Below are 24,908 nucleotides of genomic sequence, written 5' to 3'. Positions count from 1 at the left end.
CTTCGGGCCGTGCCCCGTCCACCCGGATGCCCCTGGTGATGTCTGATCGGCAGCCATCAACCCGTACGCATGGCCCTATGATTCGGGGACTCGCGTACGGGTTCCCGTCGACCCGCCCCGGGCGCGACGCCCGGCGCTGACGGGAGACGTCAACGCAATGGCTGGAGCCCGTGCGCGAACTGGCGGAAGAATTACTGCGCAACGGGCCGTGCCCCGGTGTAATCCGCTGGCCGCACGATGGCGGCGTCCCTACCGTGGCCCCATGACCGGACTCCCTGTCCCCGTACCCGGCGTGAGCGTCTGCGTGCTGATGAACCGCGGCTGCTGCGGGCCGTTCGCGCGCTTCGACGCAGACTTCGAACCTCCGGGCAGCGATGGCGGACTGGAACTGCTCAGCACCGTGTCGGAGCAGCGTCTGCCGGCCGAATTCCTCCTGGCGATCCGGGAGGGCCTGGCGCAAGGGCTCGGCGGCGTGTCTGCCTCGGTACTGCTCACGGACGGCTACTTCCACGAGACGGACTCCTGGGCGAGCGCCTACCGGATCGGTGCGGAGCAGGCAGGCCGGGCAGCGCTCATCGGCGCGGGCCTGCTGCCCCCGGAGGAGGCCGAGGCGCTGCGCTGGGTGCGCTGGCCCGGCAGCCCGAAGCCCCGGCGCGCCAAGCGCGCCCGCTGACCTCCCGCAGACCGCCTTCGCGCCGGACAGCTCCCATGCCTTACAGCCGTTGCGGTTGCCGGGCACCGGCCGACCGCGACGATGAGTCGGGTGTCGGCGTCGATGACGATCTGGTGATTCGTAAAACTCACGATCCGGAGCAACCCCGGATCGCCCTGCATCGAGTCAAGCTCGAAGCCTTCGTGGTCGGCGTCCGGGCTCCGGAGCCAGAGCGCCAGGTGTTACGCCAAGTCGGCCACGGGGAACGCCTCCTCGCACCACACCGCCCGCCCTTCTTCCCAGATGGAAAGCTCTGCCTCGATGCCGAGGAGAAGCACCTTCAGAGGAGCTTCATACGGGGCGAGACCGCGCCGAGGCAGATCCGGCAGTCCAAAGTTCCGGCAGACGAACCGCATCATCCGGCCCCCCGAGTCGTGCCTCCGTCCCGCCAGCCAGCACACTGGAGGCGGCCAACGTGCCGTGTGTTACGGGTTGTTGACGTGACGTGACGTGACGTGACGTGACGTGCGTCGACTCGGCAAAGCTCCGGGAGCAGTGTCAGCGGCGTTCGGTACGGTTCCGGGCATGCCTGCGCACCGTGAAAGCTACGACTCGACCCGTCACCCCGATCTCCTGGCGTGGCTGACAGAACGACAGACCGGCTTCGAGCACTGGGCCCACGAAGCCGGAGACGTCACCCTGTTCGACTTCTCAAACGCCTCCCTGGACGCACTGGAAGACCTGGTGAGGGAGGCGTACACCAAGACGGACGAGATCACTCGGCAGCGCCGCACCCCCTTCATCCAAGGCGCCGTGTGGTACATCGGCGAAGTCTTGTGCCGTCGCAAGGGGTGGGTATGGAAGTTCGAGCCGGACTTCAACACAGGCGAAGTGCCGCCGTTCTACGGCGAGGCAGAAGCGCCGGGACTCCTGGACACCCCCTGCGTGGGCGCACCCGAGGCCGGTCCTGGTGAGCACTGGTACCCGCTGAACACGCTACGCCGCCTGCTCGCTGAGGACGACGAGCTGGGCAATCCGATTGATGAACGGCTCGTCGGGATGGTCGAAGGCTGGTACGACGACGAAGACGACGAAGACGACGAAGACGACGAAGACGACGAAGACGATGAAGACGACGAAGGCGGCGAGGACCAGGACCAGGAGGACGACGAGGGCTGATGCCGCCCAGGGGAGGAGCGTGCCGTGACAGACATCGAGGTGCCGGGGCCTGACCCCGACTGGCAGGCAGCCACCAGCCTGCCCTACTACTCCGGCAAGAACCCTGCCCATCAGTGGAGCGTGTGGGAGCACTGCTCCCCGCTCTTTCAGATGATCGGAGGGCTGGCGCTGCCGGTGCAGCCCGTGGCCAGGCGGCTGCGATTGAATGTGGAGCGGTCGTGGGACGGGCTGGACGCACTCAGCGTCGTCCTGTTCCGGCTGCGGGGCTTCAGCTTTGCCATCAGCGAGCACGACGGCAATCCGGCCGGTATTTCCCTTGTCTGGCTCACCCAGGGGCATGAGGACGCCGACAAGGCCCTGGACATCCTCCTGGAGGTGGTCGGGATCGGAGAAGAGGCTGTCGCCTTCCGCGGAGATCCGCACGAAGAGCCGACTGCACTGCCCTCCACGATCCACGAAGGCACTCTGCTTCCTCAGGGACCGGGCATCACCCTGGGGGCCTCTTGCTGGGCACGCCTTCGCCGCATCTTCGGTGCACGGGGGAAGTGAGCGCCCGTCCTCGAAAAGCTGCAGTTCCGGAGGGCCGAGGCGCCGTACCGTGGCCGGGTGGGGAACGTATTTGGTGGTGGGGAGCAGAGTCTGTACCTGTCCAACGGCGGCACGGAGGTGTTCATCGATGTGCTGATGCTGGCGGTGTCTGATCTTGCCGATGACGTGTGGGACTACCGCTTCGCGGGGCTGCTGACGCTGCAGGACCAGACGGTGATGGGGCGAGGGGCTGTCGGATTCGACCTGCAAGAGATCGCCTGGGGTGCAACTCCGCGGGGACGTGCGCGGTCGAAGGGCTTCGTGCTGCGTGCCACCGCACTCGCGTTGAGCCGCCACCGCTGGAACGAGCTGGGTTACGACCCTCCCTTCGCCCAGGACTACCTGTACCGGTTCAAGGCGATGGTTGAGTCCTTCGTGGACGCCCCCGGCGACGCTCCTCTCGCCGGGGGTTTCCCCGGACCGGGCGAACGTGCGATGGCTTCATGTGCAGCACACCGGATCCTCAGTGCGCTCCCGCACTGGGAGGGGTGCTTCCTCTGCACCAGGCCACGATCGTCTTGAGGACGCGAGTTGGTGGAGGCCGCCAACTGCGGGGCTGAGTCACATTCGTGCCGATGGCACTGCACTGGTCGTGCAGCTCCGGGCGCCGAGCCTGTGGCCGCGATGCTTACCCGTCCTGTCCCGTACGTGTGCCGCGGTCTGTCCCGTACGTGTGCCGCGGTCCCTTGGCTGGCTGGTTCCAGGCTCTCGCGCCCCGCGAGATCACCGTCGGCGCCATGGCCGGGCTGGATGTCCTCGCTCCGCAGTGGCTGACCACGAGATAGATCCGTGGTCCCCCGTGCCTAACTTCGTGGTCGACCGCTGAGATTCTTCTGCGCACCGCAGCTCCGCGGCTTATTTCTTCCCAACGGTGGCCTGGCCGGGCATAACTGTGAGCACACGGCGCGGCATCGGAAATCGATGCTCTTCCCAGGCGTCGTACCACAGTTCAGAGAAAGGCCGGAACCTTGAGAACTGCCCGAAGGACGGTATTCAGTCTGGCGGCCGGGGTGACCCTCTGCGCTTCCGCCGTGGCGCTCGCCCCGGCCGCTCATGCGGGGTCCGACAACTACGTCAAGATCACCAACAAGGCGGGAATTGTCGCGACCACGTGTTACGAGTGGCTGGGCACCAGCGGAAAGGACTACTGCCACGAAGGCAGGCCCGTGGGGCAATCCTGGACCGCGTACTTCCCCGCGGACGCGACCTCGGCCGTGGTCAACCTGAAGCTGTCGAAATGGGGGGCGATCAGGGACAGCGCCCCCGTGAAGGACACCAGCACGAACCACTGCTTCGAGATCCAGGGCCTGCTCGGATCGGAAAAGCTGGTCGAAACCGGTTGCTGAAATACAAGAAAGAGAACAGAGCCATGAACCTCATGCGCATGGGCGTGGTCGCCGGTGCACTCACCACCGCAGTCGCTTTCACCGTACCGATGGCCGCTGCGGCAGAACCCGAACTCAAGACGGTGAACGGTCACACGGACAAGTGGGTGAACGAGGCGACGCCGACGGTCGAATACAAGAACGGCCTCAAGGACACTGATGTGGCCAGGGTCAAGGAAGCCCTGGAGCAGTGCAAGAGCCAGTCGGTTTCGTGCGCGTCGACAACGGTCGGCACCCCCGAAAAGGTGACGAAGTGGTTCGACGTGGAGAACGCAGGGACCGGCACCGGCCCGCTGGAGAACTGCGGTCCGGGTCAGACGGACCTTAAGGAGCAGATGGGCGGCATGCACGCGTTCGCCTGGGGCTGGAACGTGGGCGGGAACATCGATATCGAGCTGGCCAAGGGTGTCGGGATCGGCGTCAGCGCCCAGTACAACGAGACCCATACCGAGACGAAGACCGGCAGCATCGATGTCACCGTGAAGCCGGGTTGGCGGGGCATGCTCAAGGTGGGACACGACATGGAGCGCGTCACCTCCGACGTCACCATCCAGGGCGGGAAGTTCGGCGGGGCGAAGATTTCCGGTGTGCGTACGGAAATTCCCCTCAAGGAAGGGGCCGCCCCGCGCGCCGGCTCCGACCTCGTGCAGTGCGGCGAAAAGCTGCTGATCGAACAGTGATCCGGCGGGAACCGACGAGACGAAGGGACGCAGTCATGGCGAAAATGAGGAGAACGGCGGTCTGCGCCGTCGCCGCCATCGGCATCTCGCTGGGCAGCGCGGTGGTGACGGCTTCGCCGGCTTTTGCCGGCTCGGGCCACTCCATCTCGTTCTCCAACAAGGGCTGGTTCGTGGCCAACACCTGTTACAAGTGGACGGGTTCGCAGACGCCCGACAGCTGTGACTCCGGAAAGACCATCAACCAGGACTGGAGCGTGGAAATACCGGACGACGCGACCGGCGTGGAGCTGAGCGTGACGGTGAACGCACAGGTCGGCGGCGGGAACATCACACCGCAGATCACCGACCTGAAGCGCAACCACTGCTACGAGCTTTCCGGTTACACCTGGGGTCCGAAGATCACCGAGAAGCAGTGCTAGGCCGGGATGAGGGGAACGGAAAGATGAAAGCCATCACTGGCCGGATGAAGCGGGCGGGCGGGTACGGTGCGGCCGCTCTCGCCCTCGCACTGGGTGGCGGAATTCTGACGGCACCGTCGGCCGCCGCGAGCGCGGACAACTTCATTCAATTCAAGAGCGACGCGCTGTATTTCGTCGACACCTGCTACGAATGGCAGGGCCCGGCGGGCATAGAGAAGAAGAACTACTGCCACAACGCCAAGGCCAAGGGGGCAAGCTGGCAGGCGTACTTCCCGGCGGAGGCGACCGGAGCCACCGTCAAGGTGACCTTCGCCGGTTCCACGGACGGTCCGCCGAAGACGGTCACCATCGATGACGCCAACAAGAATCACTGCTACGAGCTCAAGGGCGCGTGGCTGAGCGGGTCCGAGGTCCTGCGGGTGAACTGCTGACCCGGCACCCCCGGTGAAGAGCGGCGGCCCTCGTGCTGCCGGTCCCCTTCAGGGGTGCCGGCGGCGCGGGGGCCCTGCGCTGCAGTGACCCGTACGAACAGTCGTAGCGACCGGTGCCGGTCAGCGGCTGCGGCGCATCTCACGTAGCCGGCTGGGCGGGGAGGACTCGAAAAATCCTGTGGGCGCTGTCTAAGAAGACGGCTGTCGGGCACCCGCTGAACCACGCGAGATGCGCGTCGCGGGTTTTGTTACCTGCGCAATGCCACCACTGAGGAGCGTAGCGATGAGCACGGTGAAGGAGACGGTGGACGTCGAGGTCCCGGTCCACACCGCCTACAACCAGTGGACGCAGTTCGAGGAGTTCCCGAAGTTCATGGAGGGTGTTGAGAAGATCACCCAGCTCGACGACCGGCACAACCGCTGGACCACCAAAATCGGCGGCGTGCGGCGGGAGTTCGACACCGAGATCATTGACCAGCTCCCGGACGACCGCATCGCCTGGCGGACCACCACCGGCGACACGCGGCAGAAGGGCCTGGTCAGCTTCCGGCGCCTGGATGAGACCCATACGCGGGTGGAGCTGGTGATGGACGTCGAGCCCTCGGGCGTGGCGGAGAAGGCCGCCGACATGTCGGGAACCATCGAACGGCGCGTCAAGGGCGATATGCGGCGCTTCAAGGGCTATATCGAGCGCCGTGGCGCCGAATCCGGAGCCTGGCGCGGCCGGATCACACCCGGTTGACTGGCCCCGGCGGCGCGGCTGCCGCGGCGACGCCGGCCGCCCGGACCGCCCCTCCCGGCGGGGGAGAGTAAGCCCGGCCGGGAGGGGCGGGCCGACCGCCCCAACCCACCTGAACAGGGGCGGGTTTCAATGGGCGAATGGATTACGTAGACCTCGACGCCCGGTTCAACGGACTGACCGGTGTCATCAGCCCTGCCCGCTACCTTGAGCATCTGCCCCAGCTGATGGACGACCTGCCCTGCGGCGCCCGGGCCTTCGCCACCGATCCGGACCACTACAGCTTCAGCAGCAAGCGCTGCACAAAAGACCTGAAACTCCGGCAGTTGAGCCTGCCCAGCGCCGAAGAGCCGGATGCCGAGGCGCACTTCCGGCACAACTGCTGGAAGCACGACGAAGACCTCACCATCCGCTACACGGACGTGACCGACTTCCGGATCGGGATCCCGCACGGCCCCGCGAGCGAGGACCCCGGCACCGTCATCCTGGACGAGATACTGCCCCACGAGGACGGCTGCTCCCACGAGGTGGCCTTCCGCCCCGGCACGCTGTATGTCGTCTGCCGCGACCTCACTGCCACGTGGGTGGAAACCGACTGCCCGGATGCCCAGCGCGGCTGAGGACCCAGCTCCCGTCCACGAGCCCCGGACGCCCCGGACCCCGTAGCGGCCGGACCTGCGCACCCCTCCCGGACAGCGGCCGGGCCTGCGCACCCCTAACCGGACAATGGGGTGAATTTTCCTCTTGTCCGGAATTGGGTGGTTGCGTGTATCGTCCTCAGAGGCAGTTCCCGCACGCGATGGAACGGGGAAACAAGATGAAGAAGATCATCGCGATAGCGTTCGTTACCGCGCTGTTCAGCGCCGGAGGTGCCGGCATCGCCTCCGCGGCTCCCGCGTCACCGGAGCCTCCGCCGGGCCGTGAAACCGTCACCACGACGTTCCACTGTCCCGCCCCGCGCGGCACCTTCACGATCACGGCGGACCCGTGGGTGATGGGCCAGTACGAGTGGCATTACGGCAAGCAAGGCTGCACGTACACCTCGTAGTCACCGGCGGTCGGCCCCCGCGGTCGCGCTCCTACCCTCGTCCCATCCCCTTCTCTCGTCCCTTACCTCGCCCTTTCCCTCGCCCTTTCCCTCGTCCCTTCCCGCGTCGCGGTGATCTGCTCGTCGGATTCCCCGTGGCCACCGGACCCGACCCGGTCGGTAGAGTCCTGCCGTGGCACGGAGGGGGACTGCGATGACGGACATTGGCGTGGTGGTGGCGCGGTTGCGCCAACTGCCGGACATATCCGGTGGGTTGGTGGAGCTGGAGCCCGGGATTGATGACGCCCGGATGGACTCCTGGCCGGTTCCGGTGCCGGCCGAGATCCGCGTGCTGTTCCGCTCCGTCGGCGGCATCCGGATCACCGTGCGTCGTTCCGTGGTGAACGGACACACCTCGGCGGAGCACATCGACTTCACCGAATCCTTCAACAATGGTGACTATCTCGGCCACGACGTCGGCTGGTACCTGGAGCACGCCGGCGGCCCGGGCAGTCACTGGTTCGTCCACCTGGACCACGGCGACGGACACTTCTATGTCGATGTCGACCGGGACACCGGTGCCTGGGGCCCGGTCTTCCAGTTCTGGGACGCCACCGACACCCGCCGGCTGGCACTCTCGCTGCCCGACTGGCTCCAGTGGTTGAGTGACTGTGTGCACCAGGCCGTGGCGGAGGCAGGCGCGGAGGACGTCAATGCCTTCGGGGCGGCGTTCACCGACCGGTGGGGGGAGCCCGTAGGGGATCCCGTACGGGTCGAGCCCGTCCGTGCGGCCGACGCCAGGTCGGCCGGCGACCCGGTGCTGCGGGACGCGGCGGCCGGATTGCCGGACGACGCTCTCCTCGCGGATCTGCGGCCGGTCACCGGAGTCGCCGAGGTGCTGTTCGACCTCCCGGTGAGTTGCCGCTACGCACGGCGGCACGGCGGGGCCGTCCTGACCGCGGTGAAGTGGGACGGGGAATAGGCCACGCGCTGAACATCTCCACGGGTTCGCCATGGGACGGCGGGTCCTCAGGCGAGACAGGGACAAGTGAGACGGGGACACGGCAAGGCGCGGGTGAGCGGGGTGCGCCCCCTCTCCGGGCGGGTGGAGGAGGGGCACAGGATCAGCCCGTGGCGAGGGAGAGGTCGGCGGCCCCGAAGGAGACCGAGAACCTCTCGCACCACAGGACGGCGCTGCGGAACTCCGACAGATCCGTGCCCGCCGGGACGGTGTAGTTCTGGTTGCCCAGATTGCCCTTGAGCTTCCCCAGCTCCACCGCGCCGTCCCCGAGCCCCGTCTTCACCGCGGCGGCGTCACGGGTGGACAGATAGACCCGTACATCCGGACCGTCCGAGGTCTTCAGGTCCTCCAGACGCAGCACGTGGCCGCCGTCGGCCAGCCGGACCGTTCGGGCGATTCCGCTGGTGGCGTGCTCGTGGGTGACGAAGCGGCCCTCGGCGAGATCCTTCGGCCCGGTGGCCGGCCGGGGAGACATGGGTGACTCCTTCATCGACTTCATCGACGGCTCGGTCCGCGTCGAGGGGGAGGAGGCCGGCAAGGCCTCATTCACCTCGGTGTTGGTGAACGCCTTCCAGGGCTGGAAGAGAGCAAGCCCGAGTCCGGCCGCGACGACCAACCCCAGGAGGACGGTCAGGACGGTGCGGCGGGACAGTCGGACACTGCGGGACTGGGACACAGGGCCTCCTCAGGCGTATGAACCGGCTGACCGGAACCGACCGTCAGCCTCACCCTTAGGGAACCCTGCGGGGGCGCTTCTCCGGGGCAATCCGGGGGCGCGGTAAGACTCCGGTAATGGGACGGCCACGGGCTCCGTGATCCTGCGCGCCGGTGGACTGGACGAGTCGGCGCTGAGGTGGGCAGCACGTGCAAGGCGGTGGCCCGGCGCGCTCACGGTGGATAGCCGTACCGGCCGTGGAGGCGGACGAAGCGGGCGAGTGTCAGGACTCGCCGGCGCTCCAGCCCGGAGGCGGTCCGCCGGAAGGACACGACCTCCTCGCTCCCGCCCGTGCCGAGGGGTTGTACGAGGCGGCCGCCGATCCGTAGTTGGTCGACCAGCGGAGCAGGGACGTCCGGGAAGGCGGCCGATACGAGGATGGCGTCGTACGGGGCGCGGTCCGGCACGCCGGCGCTGCCGTCCCCGACGCGCAGCTCCACGTGGGGAACGTTCTGCCGGTCCAGATTGCGCCGGGCCTGCTGGGCGATGTCGGGCCACCATTCGATGCTGACGACGTCGGCGGCCAGGCGGGCGAGCAGGGCCGTCTGAAAGCCGAGGCCGGTGCCGACTTCCAGGACGTGTTCCCTGCCGTGCAGGTCGAGGCCGTCGATCATCATGGCGGAGAGCGAGGGCTGGGTGGTCACCTGGCCGTGCCCGATCGGAAGGGGCACGTCCTGATAGGCGGACGGCGCGTGAGCGGCGGGGACGAAAGGTGCCCGCGGTGTCGCCCGTACGGCTTGGAGCAGGCGCTCGTCACAGATGCCGGCCGCTCGGACCGCCCGTACCAGATCCTCGCTCGGCCGGTCCTTGCTCATAGCCGCCGCCCTCCCTCAGCTCATCGGGAGTCATAGCTCCAGAAGACCGCTCATCGGGGCCGGTTACCAGCGGCCGCGGCCACCTGACGGCGCGGGCCTCGTCGAAGAACCCCCACCACCCCGGGCGGACGGCCGGCCGCGGCATCGTGCTCTGCTGCCTGCACTCTGCGCCACCCGGATCACCGTCTGGGAGGTCGCTCATGGCGCCGACGCGCAGTCGCACCGGGACGGTACGAGAGTGGTAGGTGATGGACACACCGGTGACGACGTTCAGCGAGGCCCCGGACGATCCGTTCGCCGTGCGTCGCTCGGCCTCCGCCGTGCTGGACGGCAACGGGCGGGTCGTCGGCTGGAGTGAGCGCGCCGAGGCGCTGCTCGGCTACGCGCCCGAGGACGTCCTCGGGCGGCCGGTGCGCGAAGTGCTGCTCGACCCCCGCGATGAAGACGTCGTCATGTCCGCGGTGGAGGCCTGCCTGAGTGCCGGGGGCTGGTTCGGGGTCATCCCCGTACGGGACCGCGGCGGCAAGCGGGTGGAGCTGGGCTGCCGGGTCCGGGCGGTGGCGCGCGTGGACAGCGGTATCGAGTGGTTTCTCGTCGGCGGGCCTGCGGAGCAGGTGATCCAGTGGGAGACGGACCGGTCGATCCTGGACGGGATGTTCCGCCGGTCCCCGATCGGTCTCGCGGTGCTCGCCCCCGACCTGAGCCTGCTGCGGGTGAACCGGGCGATCGCACGGTTCGGCGGCATCCGGGCCGAGTACTACCGCGGGCTGCGCATCGGCGACTTCGTCATGGGCCGGGACGCGAAAACAGTGGAGGCGCGGCTGCGACGGGTGCTCGAAACGGGGGAGCCGCTGATCTTCACCGAGCAGCCCTGCCGTCTGCGGCACGACCCCGACCGGGAGCTGGTCGTCTCCGTGTCGGCGTTCCGAATGCAGGATCCCGCGGGTCGGATCCTAGGCGTGACCCAGATGGTGGAGGACGTCACCGACCGCTACCGGGCCCGGCGCAGACTGGCGCTCCTCAACGACGTCGGTGCCCGTATCGGCACCACCCTCGACGTGGAGCGCACGGCGCGCGAGCTGGCCGAGGTGGCGGTCCCCGACCTCGCGGACTGTGTCTCCGTCGACCTGCTGGAACCGGTGACCCGTGGTGAGGAGCCGGGCCAGGAGGCGTGGGCTCCCCTGGTCAGGACGGCCGTCCGGAGCATCGCACCCGAGGCTTCCCGGGTGATGCATCCGGTGGGCCACACGAGGCACCCCCCACCGGGGGCCCCGGAGACCAGATGCCTGGCCGAGCGGCGGCCCGTCCTCGAACCGGTCCTGGAGTTCTCCCCGGGCTGGTCCTCCCTTGACCCGGACAAGGCCGAGCGGGTCCAGGAACTGGGCGTCCACTCGCTCATCGTCGTGCCGCTGGTCGCGCGTGGCCTCGTACTGGGCGTGGTGAGCCTGTGGCGGTGGCGGCGGCCCGAGCCGTTCGAGGAGGACGACCTCACGCTGGCCGAGGAGTTCGCCGCCCGGGCCGCCGTCTGCATCGACAACGCCCGCCGCTACACCCAGCAGCACCAGGCCGCGCTCACGCTCCAGCGCAGCCTGCTCCCGAGCGAGGTGCCCGAGCACCCGGCGGTCGAGATCGACCACCGGTATCTGCCGGCCGACGCCGCTGCCGGGGTCGGCGGCGACTGGTTCGACGTCATCCCGCTCTCCGGGCTGCGGGTCGCCCTCGTCGTCGGCGACGTGGTCGGCCACGGCATCCACGCGGCGGCCACCATGGGCCGGCTGCGTACCGCCGTCCACACCCTCGCCAACCTCGATCTGCCCCCGGACGAGGTCCTCTCCCACCTGGACGACCTCGTGGACCGGCTGGCGCCCGAGCAGGAGGCGACCGGCGAACGTGCCCCGCAGGTCGTCGGCGCGACCTGCCTGTACGCGGTCTACGACCCGGTCAGCGGGCGCTGCGCCCTCGCCCGCGCCGGTCATCCGCCGCCCGCGGTGGTGACACCGGACGGACGGGTGGCCTTCCCCGACCTGCCGGCCGGCCCACCGCTCGGGCTCGGCGGCCTGCCGTTCGAAGCAGCTGAGCTGGAACTGCCCGAGGGCAGCTTGCTCGCGCTCTACACCGACGGGCTCCTGGCGGCCCGGCGCCGGGACGTCGACGAGGGCCTGGAGCTGCTGCGCGGGGCGCTGAGCGACCCCTCCCGCTCGCTGGAAGACACCTGCAAGGCGGTGGAGGACGCGCTGCTGCCCGACCGGCCCGGCGATGACATCGCACTGCTCACCGCCCGCACCCGCTGCCTGGCCGCACACAAGGTGGCCACCTGGGAGCTGCCGGCGGAGCCGGCCGCGGCCGCCGAGGGCCGGACGCTCGCGGTGGCCCAGCTCAACGACTGGGGGCTGGAGGAGGTGGCGTTCACCACCGAGCTGATCGTCAGCGAACTGATCACCAACGCCTACCGCTACAGCAGTGGTCCGGTCACCCTCCGGCTCATCCGGGACCGCCACCTCATCTGTGAGGTCTCGGACCCGAGCAGCACCTCGCCCCATCTGCGCCACGCCGCCACGACCGACGAGGGCGGCCGCGGCCTCTTCCTGGTCGCCCAGCTCACCGAACGCTGGGGCACCCGCTATGTGCGCAACGGCAAGACCATCTGGACCGAGCAGCCGCTGCCGTGACGACGAGAGGAGTGCGATCTCACTCCTTCTGTGTGGCTGACCGGTGTTTCCGCAGCTCAGACGGGGTTCGGCGGGAAACACCGGGTGTCCGGGTGTCGACGTGTTTCGCCACCTCTGGCAGGGTTCCTGCTGACCCGTTGCCGAGTTACATTGCGCCTGGTCAGGTAACAAGTCACCGTGGGCCCGGTGGCTGATCCGCCAGCCCAGGACATTACGGTGTCCGTCAACGGCAGGCTGAAGGGATCGAGCATGTTCCGCAAGGTACTGGTCGCCAATCGTGGTGAGATCGCGATTCGCGCTTTCCGCGCGAGCTATGAGCTGGGCGCGAAAACCGTTGCCGTCTTCCCGCACGAGGACCGCAACTCACTGCACCGGCTGAAGGCCGACGAGGCCCATGAGATCGGCGAGCCGGGACACCCGGTGCGTGCCTACCTCTCCGTGGAGGAGATCGTCCGTGCCGCGCGCCGGGCGGGCGCGGACGCGGTCTACCCGGGCTACGGGTTCCTGTCCGAGAACCCCGACCTTGCGCGTGCGTGCGAGGAAGCGGGCATCACCTTCGTCGGGCCGAGCGCGGAGACGCTCGAACTGACCGGGAACAAGGCGCGCGCGGTGGCCGCCGCGCGCGCGGCCGGCGTACCGGTGCTCGGTTCCTCGGAGCCCTCCAGCGACGTGGACGAACTGGTCCGTGCCGCCGACGACATCGGCTTCCCCGTGTTCGTCAAGGCGGTCGCCGGCGGCGGAGGGCGCGGTATGCGCCGCGTCGAGGACCCCGGCATGCTGCGTGAGTCCATCGAGGCGGCGGCCCGCGAGGCCGCGTCCGCGTTCGGCGACCCCACCGTCTTCCTGGAGAAGGCCGTCGTCGACCCCCGCCACATCGAGGTGCAGATCCTCGCCGACGGGCAGGGCGAGGTCATCCACCTCTTCGAGCGTGACTGCTCGGTGCAGCGCCGGCACCAGAAGGTCATCGAACTCGCGCCCGCGCCGAACCTCGACCCGGCGCTGCGCGAGCGGATCTGTGCCGACGCCGTGCGGTTCGCCCGGGAGATCGGCTACCGCAACGCGGGCACCGTGGAGTTCCTGCTCGACCGCGACGGCAACCACGTCTTCATCGAGATGAACCCGCGCATCCAGGTCGAGCACACGGTGACCGAGGAGGTCACCGACGTCGACCTCGTACAGGCACAGCTGCGTATCGCCGCAGGTGAGTCGCTGCCCGATCTCGGCCTCACGCAGGACACGGTCGAGCTGCACGGCGCCGCGCTGCAATGCCGTATCACCACCGAGGACCCCGCCAACGGGTTCCGCCCGGACACCGGCCGGATCAGCGCCTACCGTTCGCCGGGCGGCTCGGGGATCCGCCTGGACGGCGGCACCACGCACGCCGGTACGGAGATCAGCGCACACTTCGACTCGATGCTGGTCAAGCTCAGCTGCCGGGGCCGGGACTTCAGCACCGCCATCGGCCGGGCCCGCCGTGCCGTGGCCGAGTTCCGCATCCGCGGTGTGGCCACGAACATCCCGTTCCTGCAAGCTGTGCTCGACGACCCGGACTTCCGGGCCGGGCGGGTCACCACCTCGTTCATCGAAGAGCGCCCGCACCTGCTCACCGCGCGCCACTCCGCCGACCGCGGTACGAAGCTGCTCACCTACCTCGCGGACGTGACGGTGAACAAGCCGCACGGTGCACGGCCCGAGCTGATCGACCCGATCACCAAACTGCCGCCCCTGCCCGCCATCGAACCGCCCGCCGGCTCCCGGCAGCGGCTCGCCGAGCTGGGCCCGGAAGGGTTCGCCCGGTGGCTGCGCGAGTCACCGGTCATCGGAGTCACCGACACCACCTTCCGCGACGCCCACCAGTCACTGCTCGCCACCCGGGTCCGTACCAAGGACATGCTCGCCGTCGCCCCGGTGGTGGCGCGGACGATGCCGCAACTGCTGTCCCTGGAGTGCTGGGGCGGCGCCACCTACGACGTCGCGCTCCGCTTCCTCGCCGAGGACCCCTGGGAGCGCCTGGCCGCGCTCCGTGAGGCCGCACCGAACATCTGCCTGCAGATGCTGCTGCGCGGCCGCAACACCGTGGGCTACACGCCGTATCCGACCGAGGTGACGGACGCCTTCGTGCAGGAGGCCGCGGCCACCGGTATCGACATCTTCCGGATCTTCGACGCGCTCAACGACGTCGGGCAGATGCGGCCCGCCATCGACGCGGTACGGGAGACCGGAACGGCCGTCGCCGAGGTCGCCCTGTGCTACACCTCCGACCTGTCCGACCCGTCCGAGCGGCTGTACACCCTCGACTACTACCTCCGCCTGGCCGAGCAGATCGTGGACGCCGGCGCCCATGTCCTGGCCATCAAGGACATGGCAGGGCTGCTCCGGGCTCCGGCCGCCGAGAAGCTCGTATCGGCCCTGCGCCGCGAGTTCGACCTGCCGGTGCACCTGCACACCCACGACACCGCGGGCGGCCAGCTGGCCACCTACCTCGCCGCGATCCGGGCCGGCGCGGACGCGGTGGACGGTGCGGTGGCGTCCATGGCCGGCACCACCTCGCAGCCTTCGCTGTCGGCGATCGTGGCCGCGACCGACCACTCCGAGCGGCCCACCGGGCTGGATCTGAAGGCGGTCGGGGACCTGGAGCCGTACTGGGAGAGCGTCCGCAGGATCTATGCGCCGTTCGAGGCGGGCCTGGCCTCGCCGACCGGCCGCGTGTACCACCACGAGATCCCCGGCGGGCAGCTTTCCAACCTCCGTACGCAGGCGGTCGCGCTCGGCCTGGGCGACCGCTTCGAGGACATCGAGGCGATGTACGCCGCCGCCGACCGGATTCTCGGCCGCCTGGTGAAGGTGACCCCGTCGTCCAAGGTGGTCGGGGACCTGGCGCTGCACCTGGTGGGCGCCGGGGTGAAGCCGGCGGACTTCGAGGCGACGCCCAACGAGTTCGACATCCCCGATTCCGTCATCGGTTTCCTGCGCGGCGAGTTGGGCAACCCGCCCGGCGGATGGCCGGAGCCGTTCCGCGCCAAGGCGCTGGAAGGCCGCGCCGAACCCAGGCCCGTGCAGGAACTGACCGCGGAGGACCGTGGGGGACTGGAGCAGGACCGGCGCGCGACGCTCAACCGGCTGCTGTTCCCCGGGCCGGCGCGCGACTTCGAGACACACCGTCAGGCCTACGGCGACACCAGCGTGCTGGACAGCAAGGACTTCTTCTACGGCCTGCGTTCCGGAACGGAGTACGCGGTCGATCTGGAGCCGGGCGTACGTCTCCTGATCGAGCTGGAGGCCGTCGGCGAGGCCGACGAACGCGGTATGCGCACCGTGGTGTCCACCCTGAACGGCCAGCTGCGGCCGATCCAGGTACGCGACACCGCGGCGGCCGCCGACGTACCGGTGACGGAGAAGGCCGACCGGGCCAACCCGGGCCATGTCGCCGCACCGTTCGCCGGAGTGGTGACGCTCGCGGTGGCCGAGGGCGACGAGGTGGAGGCCGGCACCACAGTGGCCACCATCGAGGCGATGAAGATGGAAGCCGCGATCACCGCCCCGAAGGCCGGGCGGGTGGCCAGGCTGGCCATCAACCAGATCCAGCAGGTGGAGGGAGGCGATCTCCTTGTCGACATCAAGTGATTCGCCTCGCACGAACGAAGGCGACCGAAGGCGCCGTTAGCGAGCGGCCCGGCTGACCACGGTCTTCAAACAGGGTGAATCCGCCCGGCCCACCGGTGGGCCGGGCGGACACCGCGTGGCATCGCCCTATGACCGGTGCTGTGCGGTGGACGGGAGTGGTGGCAGCGGCAGCGGCAATCCCGGCAGGCCGTCGATGCTGGTCGCGACATGCTCCTTCTTCTGGAAGTACCGTCGAGCGACTCATCGGTCTCGCGCGCGAAGCGCGAGGCGTGCAGCGGGCGGTCCTGGCCGTAGGACATGAACGGGACCGCGTACCCACAGGTGTCGCGGATCTTCTCGGCGGTCACGACGATGATCGCCCGCAGACCGTGCACGGCCGGGTCGATGTCCGGGAAGTACCCCATCAGCCCGGCCCAACGCGCATCGTCGCGGAAGACCGGCTCCCCGCGGCCATGCACACGCACGATGTTGGGCGGCCCCTCGAAGGCACACCACATCAGGGTGATGCGGCCGTTCTCCCGCAGATGGGCGATCGTCTCGGCGTTGCTGCCGGCGAAGTCGAGGTAGGCCACGGTGAGTTCGTCGAGCACGGCGAACGAGCCGTTCAGGCCCTTCGGTGAAAGGTTGACGGTACCGTCGCCGTCCAGCGGCGCCGTCGCGGTGAAAAAGATGTGCTGCGCCTCGATGAAGGCACGCAGCCTGCCGTCTATTCGCTCGTAGCTCTCTCCCATGGGCCGATTATGACGGGGCGTTGAATCCTCCTACTCGGCGAAGGCCGCCGGGATCGCGCGCCCTGGGCCCGTATGTCCGCGCCCCGTCCGCCTGGTTCACCGTGCTCGGTCACGAACCCTTGTGCTCGTTTCTGTTCTACATAACACTCTCAATGCACAGAAGCGCGCACCACTGAACATGTTCGAACCTTGGGTGACGGCAAGTCGAGTCGAGGAGAGCAGGCATGACGCAGTTCAGCCGACGTAGATTTCTGAGCGCGGCCATAGTGACCGGCGCGTCCGTGGGTGTCGCCCTGGGCAGCGGCCGTACGGCCTTCGCCCAGGCCGACAACCCGCGCGGGCTGACCATCCGCGGGGACGAATTCCTGCTGGACGGCGAGCCGTTCCGGATCCTCGCGGGTGCCTTCCACTACTTCCGGACGCATCCCAAGGACTGGCGCGACCGGTTGCTGCGGATGCGGGCCATGGGTCTGAACACGGTGGAGACCTACGTCGCCTGGAACTTCCACCAACCGTACGAGGAGAAGGCCGACTTCACCGGTTGGCGCGACGTCGCCGCCTTCGTACGGACCGCGGACGAGGCCGGGCTCAAGGTGATCGTGCGACCGGGACCGTACATCTGCGCGGAATGGGACTTCGGCGGTCTGCCGGCCTGGCTCCTCAAGGACAAGGACGCGCCGCTGCGCCGCTCCGACCCCGCCTACGAACGGGCGGTTGACGACTGGTTCGCCGAACTCCTGCCCCGGTTGGTCGATCTGCAGGCCACACGCGGCGGGCCCATCATCGCCATGCAGGTCGAGAACGAGTACGGCAGCTACGACGACGACCATGCGCACCTGGAACATCTGCGGGACACCATGCGGGCACAGGGCGTGGACAGCCTGCTGTTCTGCTCCAACGGCGCCACCCAGGAAGCGCTGAGGGCCGGCAGCCTCCCCGATCTCCTGTCGACCGTCAACTTCGCCGGGGACCCCACCGGACCCTTCGCTGAACTGCGTAAATTCCAGCCGGACAAGCCCCTGTTCTGCACGGAGTTCTGGGACGGCTGGTTCGACCACTGGGGAGAGCGGCACCACACCACCGACCCGGCACAGACCGCCGCCGACGTGGCGAAGCTCCTCGAAGCGGGAGCGTCGATCAACTTCTATATGGCGGTGGGCGGAACGAACTTCGGCTGGTCGGCGGGTGCCAACTTGACCGGCAGCGCCTACCAGCCCACCGTCACCAGCTACGACTACGACTCCCCGATCAGCGAATCCGGCGAACTCACCGAGAAATTCCACAAGGTGCGTGAAGTGCTGGCCAAGTACACCACTTTGCCGGACACGCCCCTGCCGGCCACACCGCGCCGCATGCCGCCCCAGAGGGTCGCCGTCCGCGAGTCGGTGCCGTTGATGGACACGCTCGACGCACTGAGCACTCCGGTACGGCATACCGCTCCCGTCCATATGGAGGCGCTCGGGCAGCCGTACGGACTGATCCACTACCGCACTCGGGTACGGGCGCCGCAGGGGACCAAAGCCCTGAGGATCACGGGCCTGGGCGACCGTGCGCTGGTGTTCGGCGACGGCAAGCGCATCGGCACCTTCGACCGCAACCAGCCGGACCACACCGTCGACTTCACCGTGGCCGACACATCCAGCACCCTCGACCTCTTGGTGGACCCCACCGGGCGGATCAACTTCGGCCATAACTTCAACGACACCAAGGGGATCAGCGGCAAGGTACTCCTCGACGACGGGGAACTGAGCGACTGGGAGATCCGCCGGCTGCCCCTGGACAACCTCTCGGCTCTGAAATTCGGCAGCGGAAACACCCCTACCGGCCCCGCGTTCCACCGGACCCGGATCCATGTCGACACCCCCGCGGACGGCTTCCTCGCCTTTCCGGGCTGGGACAAGGGCATGGTGTGGCTCAACGGCTTCGCGCTCGGCCGCTATTGGTCCCTCGGGCCGCAGGTCACCCTGTACGCACCGAGCCATCTGTGGCGGCGGGGGCGGAACGAGCTCGTCGTCCTGGAGATGGAGCGGACGGGGGACCGGATCGAAGTACGGTCCGAGCCCGACATCGGTTAGCGCTGCGACCCATCAGGCGCGCCGGCCCTGCAGTGGGCCGTCTGTACTCATCCGACCGAGCGGGCCGTCGAATTCGCGCCGACGGCAGCACAGCACCGACGCGTCGAGGTCAGCCGTGAGCCGTGAGCCGTCAGCCGTCAGCGGTCAGCGGTCAGCCGTCAGACGGGGGCTCGGTGATCTCGTCCAGAAGGTGAGGCCCGTTGTTGCGTACGCTGTTGACCGCGGTGGAGACGGCACGGGAGTCGAGGTGTCCTGCGGCCGGAGCCGTCAGCAGCGCGCGGAGCTCGGCGGGGTCCTGGTGTGCGGGGTCGAGCCAGGCGCTCCAGTCGCCGGGGGCGATGGTCAGCGGCATCCGCGGGTGGACGCGTCCCGCGGCGTCGGTGGCCTCGGTGGTGATGATCGTGCAGGTGGTCCACCACGCCCCCGGCGCATCGTCGTCGGAGACGTCGGGGGCGCGCCAGAACTCGTACAGACCGGCGAGCGCCATGGCCCGGCCGTCCTCGGGGCTGATGAAGTACGGCTGCTTGCGGGCCTTGGTCGTCTCGGTCGCCGCGACGGCCTGCCATTCGTAGAAGCCGTCAGCCGGCAGCAGGCACCTGCGCTTGGCGAAGGCCCGGCGGTAGGCGGGCTTCTCCGCGACCGTCTCCACCCGGGCATTGATCATCTTCGCGCCGACGCTCAGGTTCTTCGCCCACGAGGGCACCAGCCCCCAGCGCAGTGGCCGCAACTGCCGGGTGATCTCGCCGGTGTCGCGCTCGACGCGTTCCAGCACCGACCACACGTCATCGGTGGGGGCCACGTTCCAGCTCGGGTCGAGCGCCTGGCCGGGATCCCAGCGCGTCACGTCGAACAGGTCGACCAGATCCTGCGGACCGCGGGTGGAGACAAATCGACCGCACATACCGTCCACCTTGCCACGCCACCGGGCATTGCCAGGTCACCCACGTCTTCGTCTGACGTGCCGAGCCTGCCCGCCGGCCGCGATACCGGCCCGCTTCCCCGACCGCAGATCTTCGGGCAGAACTGTGGGCAGATCCTCAAGGCACGCCCGCATGCGCGACTCCGCTGCCGCGCGCCTGCCCCACGGCTGGTGGCACAGGCACTTAAATATCGGAGCGTGACTAGAGAGCCGCAGCGCTTCACGATCTTGTTGATCCCCGAACATGTTGAGGACAGGGGCGGTGCCTCGGTGGAGGACTCAGCCGTCCGATCGGCGGTCGTCGAGGCGACGGGCGAGACGGGCGCCTCGGGCTACCCTCGCTACGTCGGGCACGGGATCGTGGCCGACATCGACCCCCGGACGCGCACGGTCGAGGCGTTGCTCGTCGACGGTTCAGAGCTGGACTACGGGCTGACCGTGAGGGTCATTTCCTGATCGCGGTGTCGTGAACGAGCGGGTGGCCGTGACGCCGGCGCATCGTGGCCGGCTGGTGGCCGGTCCGAGAAGCGCTTGATCACCGACGGGTACGACTCCCCACTCACCGTGATCCCGGTCGGCGGCGACCGCAACGATGGGCACTAGCTCTTGCCTCGCTACTGGAGGCCGCCCTATTGCGGTGCGTGTCCGCCCCGCAGCGCTGCGTATGTCCCTACCACGAGTGTGACGGGGGCGATAGCGGGGGGCGCCGCCTATGCGCATGCTTCCCGGGGGGGCAGCGAGAGAGCGAGAACGGCGATTGATGTCCATACCCCGCAGGTCCAGGTCCAAGTTCAAGCCCAAGTTCAGGCCCAAGTCCCTGACCGCTGGTGTGCTGGCCGCCACCACGTTGGTGGTGACGGCCTGCGGCGTCAGTGGCGCCGCAGCGTCCCGGCCCGACGACGCGAAGGGCAAGAACGCGTCCGCCCCGGTGCTGCCCGCGCGCTTCGCCCAGCAGAAGGTCCAGTGGACGGCCTGTGGCGCGGACGTCACCCCCGAGGCCGTGCCCGGCGCGGAGTGCGGCTGGGTGAAGGTGCCTGTGGACTACGCCGCCCCGGACGGTGAGACCGTCAAACTGCGGGTGTCGCGGGTGGCGGCCAAGGACCAGGGGCATCGGCTGGGGTCACTGCTCTTCAACCCCGGCGGGCCCGGCGCGGGCGGTGCGGCCGACGTGGCCAGTGGGAACTGGCAGGCCGGCGGACAGGCCCGGGCACGCTATGACCTGGTCGGCTTCGACCCACGAGGCATAGCCGGCTCCGGGCAGATCAAGTGCCCCGACGGCGTGGCGCAAGGCCCCGAGGACCCGCCGCGCACCGAAGCGGAGGCCGAGGAGGCGTTCTCCGACGCGACCAGGCGTGCCCAGGCTTGCAAGAAGGCCAGCGGTGCTGTTCTCGCGCACATGGACAGCGTGAGCGTCGCCCGCGACCTGGATGTGCTGCGTACGGTCCTGGGGGACGCCAAGCTGAACTACACCGGCGTCTCCTACGGCACCTTCATCGGCCAGCAGTACATGAAGCTGTTTCCCGGCAGAGTGGGCCGGATGGTGCTGGACGGTGTCGTCAACCCCGACGCCGACTTGCAGCAGGTCACCCGGCTCGACGTCAAGACCTCCGATGACGCGCTGCGTCGATACGCCCAGGACCTCGTCGCGCGCGGGGACGACCGTCTGGGAGCCACGACCCAGGAGATTCGGCGGAGGCTCACCGAGTTCGCCAAGAAGCTGGAGCAGGAGCCGCTCCGAGGGGCTGACGGCGAGGAGATCAACGACGCCACCTTGTCCATGTATCTGGAGATGGGCGTGACGGCGGAAGAGAGCTGGAAGGAACTGACCACGGCGCTGGTGGCCGCCCTGGGCGGGGACGGGACCGCTTTCGAGCGCTTTGAGGCCGGGACGGCCGACGAGAGCGGTGCCGAGAGCCTGACGCCGCAGGAGGAGCAGGCCGAGGAGAACGAGTCCTCGAGCATGCCGGCGGTGCTGTGCCTGGACTCGCCGTCCGCGCCGAAGTCCCCGAAGGAGATGCTGGACACCGCCGACGCGTTCGCCAAGCAGTCGCCGCTCTTCGGTCGCTACTACGCCTGGCAGATGATCGACTGTGCGACGTGGCCGGTCGCCCCCACCGGTGGGGCCGATCCGGTCAAGGCCTCCGGGGCGGCACCGGTGCTGCTGGTGTCATACACCGACGATGTAAACACTCCGCTGGAGAACGCGCAGGCGGTGCACCGGCAGTTGGGCAACAGCTCGCTGCTCGTACGCAAGGGCCAGGGACACGGGGCGTACGCAGCGGAGGATGCGTCCACGTGCACCGACCGTGCCGTCGACAGGTATCTGGTCGGGGGGAAGCTCCCGGACAAGACCGCCAACTGCCCGCGCTGACAGGGGGAGGCCGGCGCACGTGCGTGGCGGCTGAGCGGCGGCCTGCTCTCCTCGAAAGCCCTCAGCGACCGGCGCGGCCGTACGGAAACGCGCCACACCGGAATGAAATTCGCTTGACCCTTGTGGAGCGTGGACATTCCACTCAGGGGCATGACTGATCGTCAATCCGTCCCCCGGAATGCGGCCGTGCCGCGGTTGCGGATCCTGTGGTCGTTCGCCCGCCCCCACAAGGGTGCGCTGATACGGGCACTGCTCTTGGCCCTGGTGGCGTCGGCGCTGGGGCTGGCCACGCCCATGGTTACGAAGTGGGTGCTCGACGCGCTGGGTGATGCGTCGCCGCTGAAGGGGCCCCTGGCGGCCCTGCTGGTGCTGCTCGTGGTCGGCGTTGCCGTCCGGTTCTGGCAGTGGACGCTCCTCGGTGCCGTGGGGGAGCGTGTCGTGCTGGAGGCCCGTGAGTCGATGGTGCGGCGCTTCCTGCGGGCCACCGTGCCGGCCATCACCCGACGCCCTACCGGCGAGCTCGTTACCCGGGTCACCTCCGACACGGTGCTGCTGCGAGAGGCCGCCACCGACGCGCTGGTCGGCCTGATCAACGGGACGGTCATGCTCCTGGGGACACTCGTCCTGATGGGCGTGCTCGACGTCGTACTGCTCGGCACCACGCTGGCGTCGGTGGCGCTGGTCGGTGTGCTGTTCGCGGTCCTGATGCCCGGGATCGCCACGGCTCAGCAGCGGGCCCAGGAGCATCTCGGCCGGCTCGGCGGAGCGCTGGAGGGCACACTGCGTGCCATCAGGACGGTGAAGGTGAGCCGCGCCGAGGACCGCACCGCCGAGCGGATCGCGGCCGACGCGCGGGCCTCGGCCGAGTACGGCATCCGTGCGGTCCGCCGCGAGGCGCTGGCCTGGACGGTCTCGTGGTCCGGAATCGAGCTCGCGATCATCGTGATTCTGGGCGTGGGCGCCTGGCGGGTGGGTGAGGGGCAGATGGAGGTCTCCAGCCTGATCGCCTTCCTGCTGTACGCGTTCGGGCTCATGGACCCGATCACCGAACTCAGCTCGAATGTCACCGCGCTACAGGCCGGCATGGCGGCCGCGGAACGGATCCGCGAGACCGACGACCTGCAGACCGAGAGCACCGCCGCCCACCCGGCGCCCCGGACCGGCCTGGATCACCGGCACGACGTGCCCGTACTGGCACTGAGGCAGGTCACCGCCGCCTACGGCCCCGACGCCGAGCCGGCCGTACGGGGCATCGACCTGGCCGTCCCACGGCGCGGACACACCGCGATCGTCGGCCCGTCGGGAGCCGGCAAGACGACCCTCTTCTCCCTCGTCCTGCGCTTTTTGGAGCCGACGCAGGGCGAACTGCTCCTGGACGGCCGTCCCTACCGCGACCTCACCCATGACGAAATCCGGGCCCGACTGGCGTACGTGGAGCAGGACACTCCGATCGTGCCCGGGACCATCCGTGACAATCTGCTGCTCTCCCGCCCCGACGCGACGGACGAGGAACTGCGCCGGGTTCTGCGGGACGTCCGGCTGGCCGAGAAGATCGACGCCCTCGACGACGGCCTCGACACCACCCTGTCCACCACGACCGTCTCGGGCGGCGAACGCCAGCGCATCGCCCTGGCCCGGGCCCTGTTACGCACCCCCGACGTCCTGCTTCTCGACGAGGCGACCGCCCAGCTCGACGGGATCACCGAGGCCGCCGTCCACGACTGCATCCGTTCCCGCGCCGCCGCCGGTGCGGTGGTCACGATCGCCCACCGGCTGTCGACCGTGATCGACGCGCACACCATCGTGGTGATGGAGGCGGGCCGTGTCCGCGTCCAGGGCAGCCACGAGGAGCTGCTGGAGACGGACCTCTTGTACCGCGAACTGGTGGAGGCCCTGGACATCTCCACGGGCCCCGCGCCGGCCCCGGAGGCGGAGGCCGTCTCCGTGACATCCGGAGGCAGTCGACCGCAGGCGACCTGACCGTCGGCCCTGAGCGCTACGGGTCCGCAGGCGCCGGCCTCGGGCCGGCTGTACTCAGGCGACATGGCTTTTGCGGAAGAGGCGGGACTCTGTGCTCACCGGCCCCGGCTGAGGGGGGCGTCGCCGAGCCGAACGCTGAGCTGGGTACCCAGTTCCTGGAACCCCAGAGCGACGGCCACACGCTGCGAGGGACAGAGCCGTGCTCTCCACTGCGGCAGCAACCCGGCATCGAGGGCATGGGCCACTGCTGCGGACGCCACGACGCGGGCCAGGCGCCGGCCCCGACAGTGCGGGGCCACCAGCACGCTCAGGTGAGCCACCGACCGCGGCCAGGACCGGTACCCGGCCGCCGCCACCACCTCATCGCCCCGGCGAAGACAGAACGCGGGAGAGGAGATGTCCTCCAGGCCGCTTTCGTCGGCCTCCTCCTTCCCGGACCGGGCCAGCAGGGCGGCCACACCACCGGCACCGTCACTGTCACTGCTGCTGTCACCGATCGGCAATTGCTCGACCGCGGTACCTTCATGCGCAGGAAGGAAGCCGTCCCGGCCGAGATAGAAGAGCGAAGCCGGGCCGAGGACATCGAGTACGGGCAGCACCGCACGCAGACGAGCGATGTCGACGAGCTCTTCGGGGGGCATCTTCCGCGCGGCATCGGCCACCATCTCGGCGGTACGTACGGTCGGCGCTGTGACGAGGGCAGCGTCACCGATCCGTACGACCCCGGTCCACGACGGCGGAGCCAGCCGCGAACTGGGCGCGACCACAACCTTTGCCCCTCCTGAGGAGATGAACTCGGCTGGTGTGCCTGCCAGTTCCGCCCACAGCGCCCGGGCGCGAACGAGCAAGAGAGCTTCAGCCATGGCCGCGTCCGTTCGGTTTCACCAT

At 69.0% G+C, this 24,908-nt stretch carries 22 protein-coding genes and 2 pseudogenes; 18 read left to right on the top strand and 6 right to left on the bottom strand.

What is annotated here, in order from left to right; translation table 11 throughout:
- The first annotated feature begins 157 nt into the window (after positions 1–157).
- Entirely contained in the window at positions 158–673 is a 516-nt protein-coding gene (locus tag NUT86_RS02665; protein ID WP_342456217.1) for a hypothetical protein, read from the top strand.
- Here NUT86_RS02665 and NUT86_RS02660 read toward each other — a convergent pair.
- Positions 671–795: pseudogene (locus tag NUT86_RS02660) on the bottom strand (IS5/IS1182 family transposase); the annotation flags it as partial. The gene NUT86_RS02665 and the pseudogene NUT86_RS02660 overlap by 3 nt on opposite strands.
- 442 nt (positions 796–1,237) lie before the next feature.
- Here NUT86_RS02660 and NUT86_RS02655 point away from each other — a divergent pair.
- The 11 genes from NUT86_RS02655 to NUT86_RS02605 all read left to right on the top strand — a co-directional run bounded on the left by NUT86_RS02655 (position 1,238) and on the right by NUT86_RS02605 (position 8,082).
- Entirely contained in the window at positions 1,238–1,831 is a 594-nt protein-coding gene (locus NUT86_RS02655) for a hypothetical protein (RefSeq protein ID WP_274733116.1), read from the top strand.
- A 24-nt stretch (positions 1,832–1,855) separates the two neighbouring features.
- Positions 1,856–2,380 (top strand): hypothetical protein, encoded by a 525-nt coding sequence (locus NUT86_RS02650; protein WP_274733114.1) that lies wholly within the window; start codon positions 1,856–1,858, stop codon positions 2,378–2,380.
- 57 nt (positions 2,381–2,437) lie between these two features.
- Positions 2,438–2,941 carry a hypothetical protein gene (locus NUT86_RS02645; RefSeq protein WP_274733112.1) on the top strand — a complete coding sequence of 168 codons (504 nt, stop codon included), beginning with the start codon at positions 2,438–2,440 and terminating at the stop codon, positions 2,939–2,941.
- 488 nt (positions 2,942–3,429) lie between these two features.
- The gene (locus NUT86_RS02640; RefSeq protein WP_266437164.1) at positions 3,430–3,765 is read left to right on the top strand and encodes a hypothetical protein; all 336 of its coding nucleotides are present in this window, start codon (positions 3,430–3,432) and stop codon (positions 3,763–3,765) included.
- 23 nt (positions 3,766–3,788) lie between these two features.
- Positions 3,789–4,484 carry a hypothetical protein gene (locus NUT86_RS02635; RefSeq protein ID WP_274733109.1) on the top strand — a complete coding sequence of 232 codons (696 nt, stop codon included), beginning with the start codon at positions 3,789–3,791 and terminating at the stop codon, positions 4,482–4,484.
- Between the two features lie 35 nt (positions 4,485–4,519).
- Positions 4,520–4,903 carry a hypothetical protein gene (locus tag NUT86_RS02630; protein ID WP_159491560.1) on the top strand — a complete coding sequence of 128 codons (384 nt, stop codon included), beginning with the start codon at positions 4,520–4,522 and terminating at the stop codon, positions 4,901–4,903.
- A 23-nt stretch (positions 4,904–4,926) separates the two neighbouring features.
- Positions 4,927–5,334 (top strand): hypothetical protein, encoded by a 408-nt coding sequence (locus NUT86_RS02625; protein WP_159491562.1) that lies wholly within the window; start codon positions 4,927–4,929, stop codon positions 5,332–5,334.
- 283 nt (positions 5,335–5,617) lie between these two features.
- The gene (locus NUT86_RS02620) at positions 5,618–6,076 is read left to right on the top strand and encodes an SRPBCC family protein (protein ID WP_159491564.1); all 459 of its coding nucleotides are present in this window, start codon (positions 5,618–5,620) and stop codon (positions 6,074–6,076) included.
- Positions 6,077–6,213: 137 nt separating this feature from the next.
- Positions 6,214–6,693, top strand: a complete 480-nt coding sequence (locus NUT86_RS02615) for a hypothetical protein (protein WP_274733104.1) — start codon at positions 6,214–6,216, stop codon at positions 6,691–6,693.
- A 197-nt stretch (positions 6,694–6,890) separates the two neighbouring features.
- Entirely contained in the window at positions 6,891–7,121 is a 231-nt protein-coding gene (locus tag NUT86_RS02610) for a hypothetical protein (protein ID WP_274733102.1), read from the top strand.
- Between the two features lie 193 nt (positions 7,122–7,314).
- Positions 7,315–8,082, top strand: a complete 768-nt coding sequence (locus tag NUT86_RS02605; protein ID WP_274733100.1) for a hypothetical protein — start codon at positions 7,315–7,317, stop codon at positions 8,080–8,082.
- A gap of 142 nt (positions 8,083–8,224) precedes the next feature.
- Here the strand turns inward: NUT86_RS02605 and NUT86_RS02600 are convergent, their stop codons facing one another.
- Together NUT86_RS02600 and NUT86_RS02595 are read right to left on the bottom strand one after the other, a co-directional pair.
- Positions 8,225–8,797 carry a DM13 domain-containing protein gene (locus tag NUT86_RS02600; RefSeq protein WP_274733099.1) on the bottom strand — a complete coding sequence of 191 codons (573 nt, stop codon included), beginning with the start codon at positions 8,795–8,797 and terminating at the stop codon, positions 8,225–8,227.
- Between the two features lie 212 nt (positions 8,798–9,009).
- Entirely contained in the window at positions 9,010–9,651 is a 642-nt protein-coding gene (locus NUT86_RS02595; RefSeq protein ID WP_266437186.1) for a protein-L-isoaspartate(D-aspartate) O-methyltransferase, read from the bottom strand.
- 248 nt (positions 9,652–9,899) lie between these two features.
- Here NUT86_RS02595 and NUT86_RS02590 point away from each other — a divergent pair, with 248 nt between their 5' ends.
- Both NUT86_RS02590 and NUT86_RS02585 read left to right on the top strand, forming a co-directional pair.
- Complete coding sequence (locus NUT86_RS02590) at positions 9,900–12,320, top strand: SpoIIE family protein phosphatase (protein WP_274733097.1); 2,421 nt, start codon at positions 9,900–9,902, stop codon at positions 12,318–12,320.
- Between the two features lie 249 nt (positions 12,321–12,569).
- Positions 12,570–15,944, top strand: coding sequence for a pyruvate carboxylase (locus NUT86_RS02585; RefSeq protein ID WP_274733095.1), 3,375 nt, complete (start codon positions 12,570–12,572; stop codon positions 15,942–15,944).
- 126 nt (positions 15,945–16,070) lie between these two features.
- On the opposite strand, the pseudogene NUT86_RS02580 reads toward NUT86_RS02585, so the two are convergent.
- Positions 16,071–16,675 (bottom strand): annotated as a pseudogene (locus NUT86_RS02580) (pyridoxamine 5'-phosphate oxidase family protein).
- Positions 16,676–16,899: 224 nt separating this feature from the next.
- Here NUT86_RS02580 and NUT86_RS02575 point away from each other — a divergent pair.
- Positions 16,900–18,750, top strand: a complete 1,851-nt coding sequence (locus NUT86_RS02575; RefSeq protein ID WP_274733093.1) for a glycoside hydrolase family 35 protein — start codon at positions 16,900–16,902, stop codon at positions 18,748–18,750.
- Positions 18,751–18,901: 151 nt separating this feature from the next.
- Here NUT86_RS02575 and NUT86_RS02570 read toward each other — a convergent pair whose 3' ends face one another.
- The gene (locus NUT86_RS02570) at positions 18,902–19,651 is read right to left on the bottom strand and encodes an SOS response-associated peptidase (protein ID WP_148587896.1); all 750 of its coding nucleotides are present in this window, start codon (positions 19,649–19,651) and stop codon (positions 18,902–18,904) included.
- Between the two features lie 216 nt (positions 19,652–19,867).
- Between NUT86_RS02570 and NUT86_RS02565 the strand changes: the two genes are divergently transcribed.
- The 3 genes from NUT86_RS02565 to NUT86_RS02555 all read left to right on the top strand — a co-directional run bounded on the left by NUT86_RS02565 (position 19,868) and on the right by NUT86_RS02555 (position 24,020).
- Positions 19,868–20,125, top strand: coding sequence for a hypothetical protein (locus tag NUT86_RS02565; RefSeq protein WP_093636300.1), 258 nt, complete (start codon positions 19,868–19,870; stop codon positions 20,123–20,125).
- Between the two features lie 304 nt (positions 20,126–20,429).
- Positions 20,430–22,040 carry an alpha/beta hydrolase gene (locus NUT86_RS02560; protein ID WP_274733092.1) on the top strand — a complete coding sequence of 537 codons (1,611 nt, stop codon included), beginning with the start codon at positions 20,430–20,432 and terminating at the stop codon, positions 22,038–22,040.
- A 150-nt stretch (positions 22,041–22,190) separates the two neighbouring features.
- Complete coding sequence (locus NUT86_RS02555) at positions 22,191–24,020, top strand: ABC transporter ATP-binding protein (protein ID WP_274733091.1); 1,830 nt, start codon at positions 22,191–22,193, stop codon at positions 24,018–24,020.
- Positions 24,021–24,115: 95 nt separating this feature from the next.
- On the opposite strand, the gene NUT86_RS02550 is transcribed toward NUT86_RS02555, so the two are convergent.
- Positions 24,116–24,883 carry a GNAT family N-acetyltransferase gene (locus NUT86_RS02550; RefSeq protein WP_274733089.1) on the bottom strand — a complete coding sequence of 256 codons (768 nt, stop codon included), beginning with the start codon at positions 24,881–24,883 and terminating at the stop codon, positions 24,116–24,118.
- Between the last annotated feature and the right edge of the window lie 25 nt (positions 24,884–24,908).

The organism is Streptomyces sp. G7(2002) (genome assembly GCF_028870195.1).
In the GTDB taxonomy this organism is placed as follows: domain Bacteria; phylum Actinomycetota; class Actinomycetes; order Streptomycetales; family Streptomycetaceae; genus Streptomyces; species Streptomyces nigrescens.
Note: the sequence above shows the minus strand (reverse complement) of the source record. Positions and strands in the feature narration are given on the sequence as shown.

Coding starts and splice junctions, on each gene's coding strand:
- NUT86_RS02665 (WP_342456217.1), top strand. CDS start 158: ATGGCTGGAGCCCGTGCGCGAACTGGCGGAAGAATTACTGCGCAACGG.
- NUT86_RS02655 (WP_274733116.1), top strand. CDS start 1,238: ATGCCTGCGCACCGTGAAAGCTACGACTCGACCCGTCACCCCGATCTC.
- NUT86_RS02635 (WP_274733109.1), top strand. CDS start 3,789: ATGAACCTCATGCGCATGGGCGTGGTCGCCGGTGCACTCACCACCGCA.
- NUT86_RS02630 (WP_159491560.1), top strand. CDS start 4,520: ATGGCGAAAATGAGGAGAACGGCGGTCTGCGCCGTCGCCGCCATCGGC.
- NUT86_RS02625 (WP_159491562.1), top strand. CDS start 4,927: ATGAAAGCCATCACTGGCCGGATGAAGCGGGCGGGCGGGTACGGTGCG.
- NUT86_RS02620 (WP_159491564.1), top strand. CDS start 5,618: ATGAGCACGGTGAAGGAGACGGTGGACGTCGAGGTCCCGGTCCACACC.
- NUT86_RS02615 (WP_274733104.1), top strand. CDS start 6,214: ATGGATTACGTAGACCTCGACGCCCGGTTCAACGGACTGACCGGTGTC.
- NUT86_RS02610 (WP_274733102.1), top strand. CDS start 6,891: ATGAAGAAGATCATCGCGATAGCGTTCGTTACCGCGCTGTTCAGCGCC.
- NUT86_RS02605 (WP_274733100.1), top strand. CDS start 7,315: ATGACGGACATTGGCGTGGTGGTGGCGCGGTTGCGCCAACTGCCGGAC.
- NUT86_RS02595 (WP_266437186.1), bottom strand. CDS start 9,651: ATGAGCAAGGACCGGCCGAGCGAGGATCTGGTACGGGCGGTCCGAGCG.
- NUT86_RS02590 (WP_274733097.1), top strand. CDS start 9,900: ATGGACACACCGGTGACGACGTTCAGCGAGGCCCCGGACGATCCGTTC.
- NUT86_RS02585 (WP_274733095.1), top strand. CDS start 12,570: ATGTTCCGCAAGGTACTGGTCGCCAATCGTGGTGAGATCGCGATTCGC.
- NUT86_RS02575 (WP_274733093.1), top strand. CDS start 16,900: ATGACGCAGTTCAGCCGACGTAGATTTCTGAGCGCGGCCATAGTGACC.
- NUT86_RS02570 (WP_148587896.1), bottom strand. CDS start 19,651: ATGTGCGGTCGATTTGTCTCCACCCGCGGTCCGCAGGATCTGGTCGAC.
- NUT86_RS02560 (WP_274733092.1), top strand. CDS start 20,430: ATGTCCATACCCCGCAGGTCCAGGTCCAAGTTCAAGCCCAAGTTCAGG.
- NUT86_RS02555 (WP_274733091.1), top strand. CDS start 22,191: ATGACTGATCGTCAATCCGTCCCCCGGAATGCGGCCGTGCCGCGGTTG.
- NUT86_RS02550 (WP_274733089.1), bottom strand. CDS start 24,883: ATGGCTGAAGCTCTCTTGCTCGTTCGCGCCCGGGCGCTGTGGGCGGAA.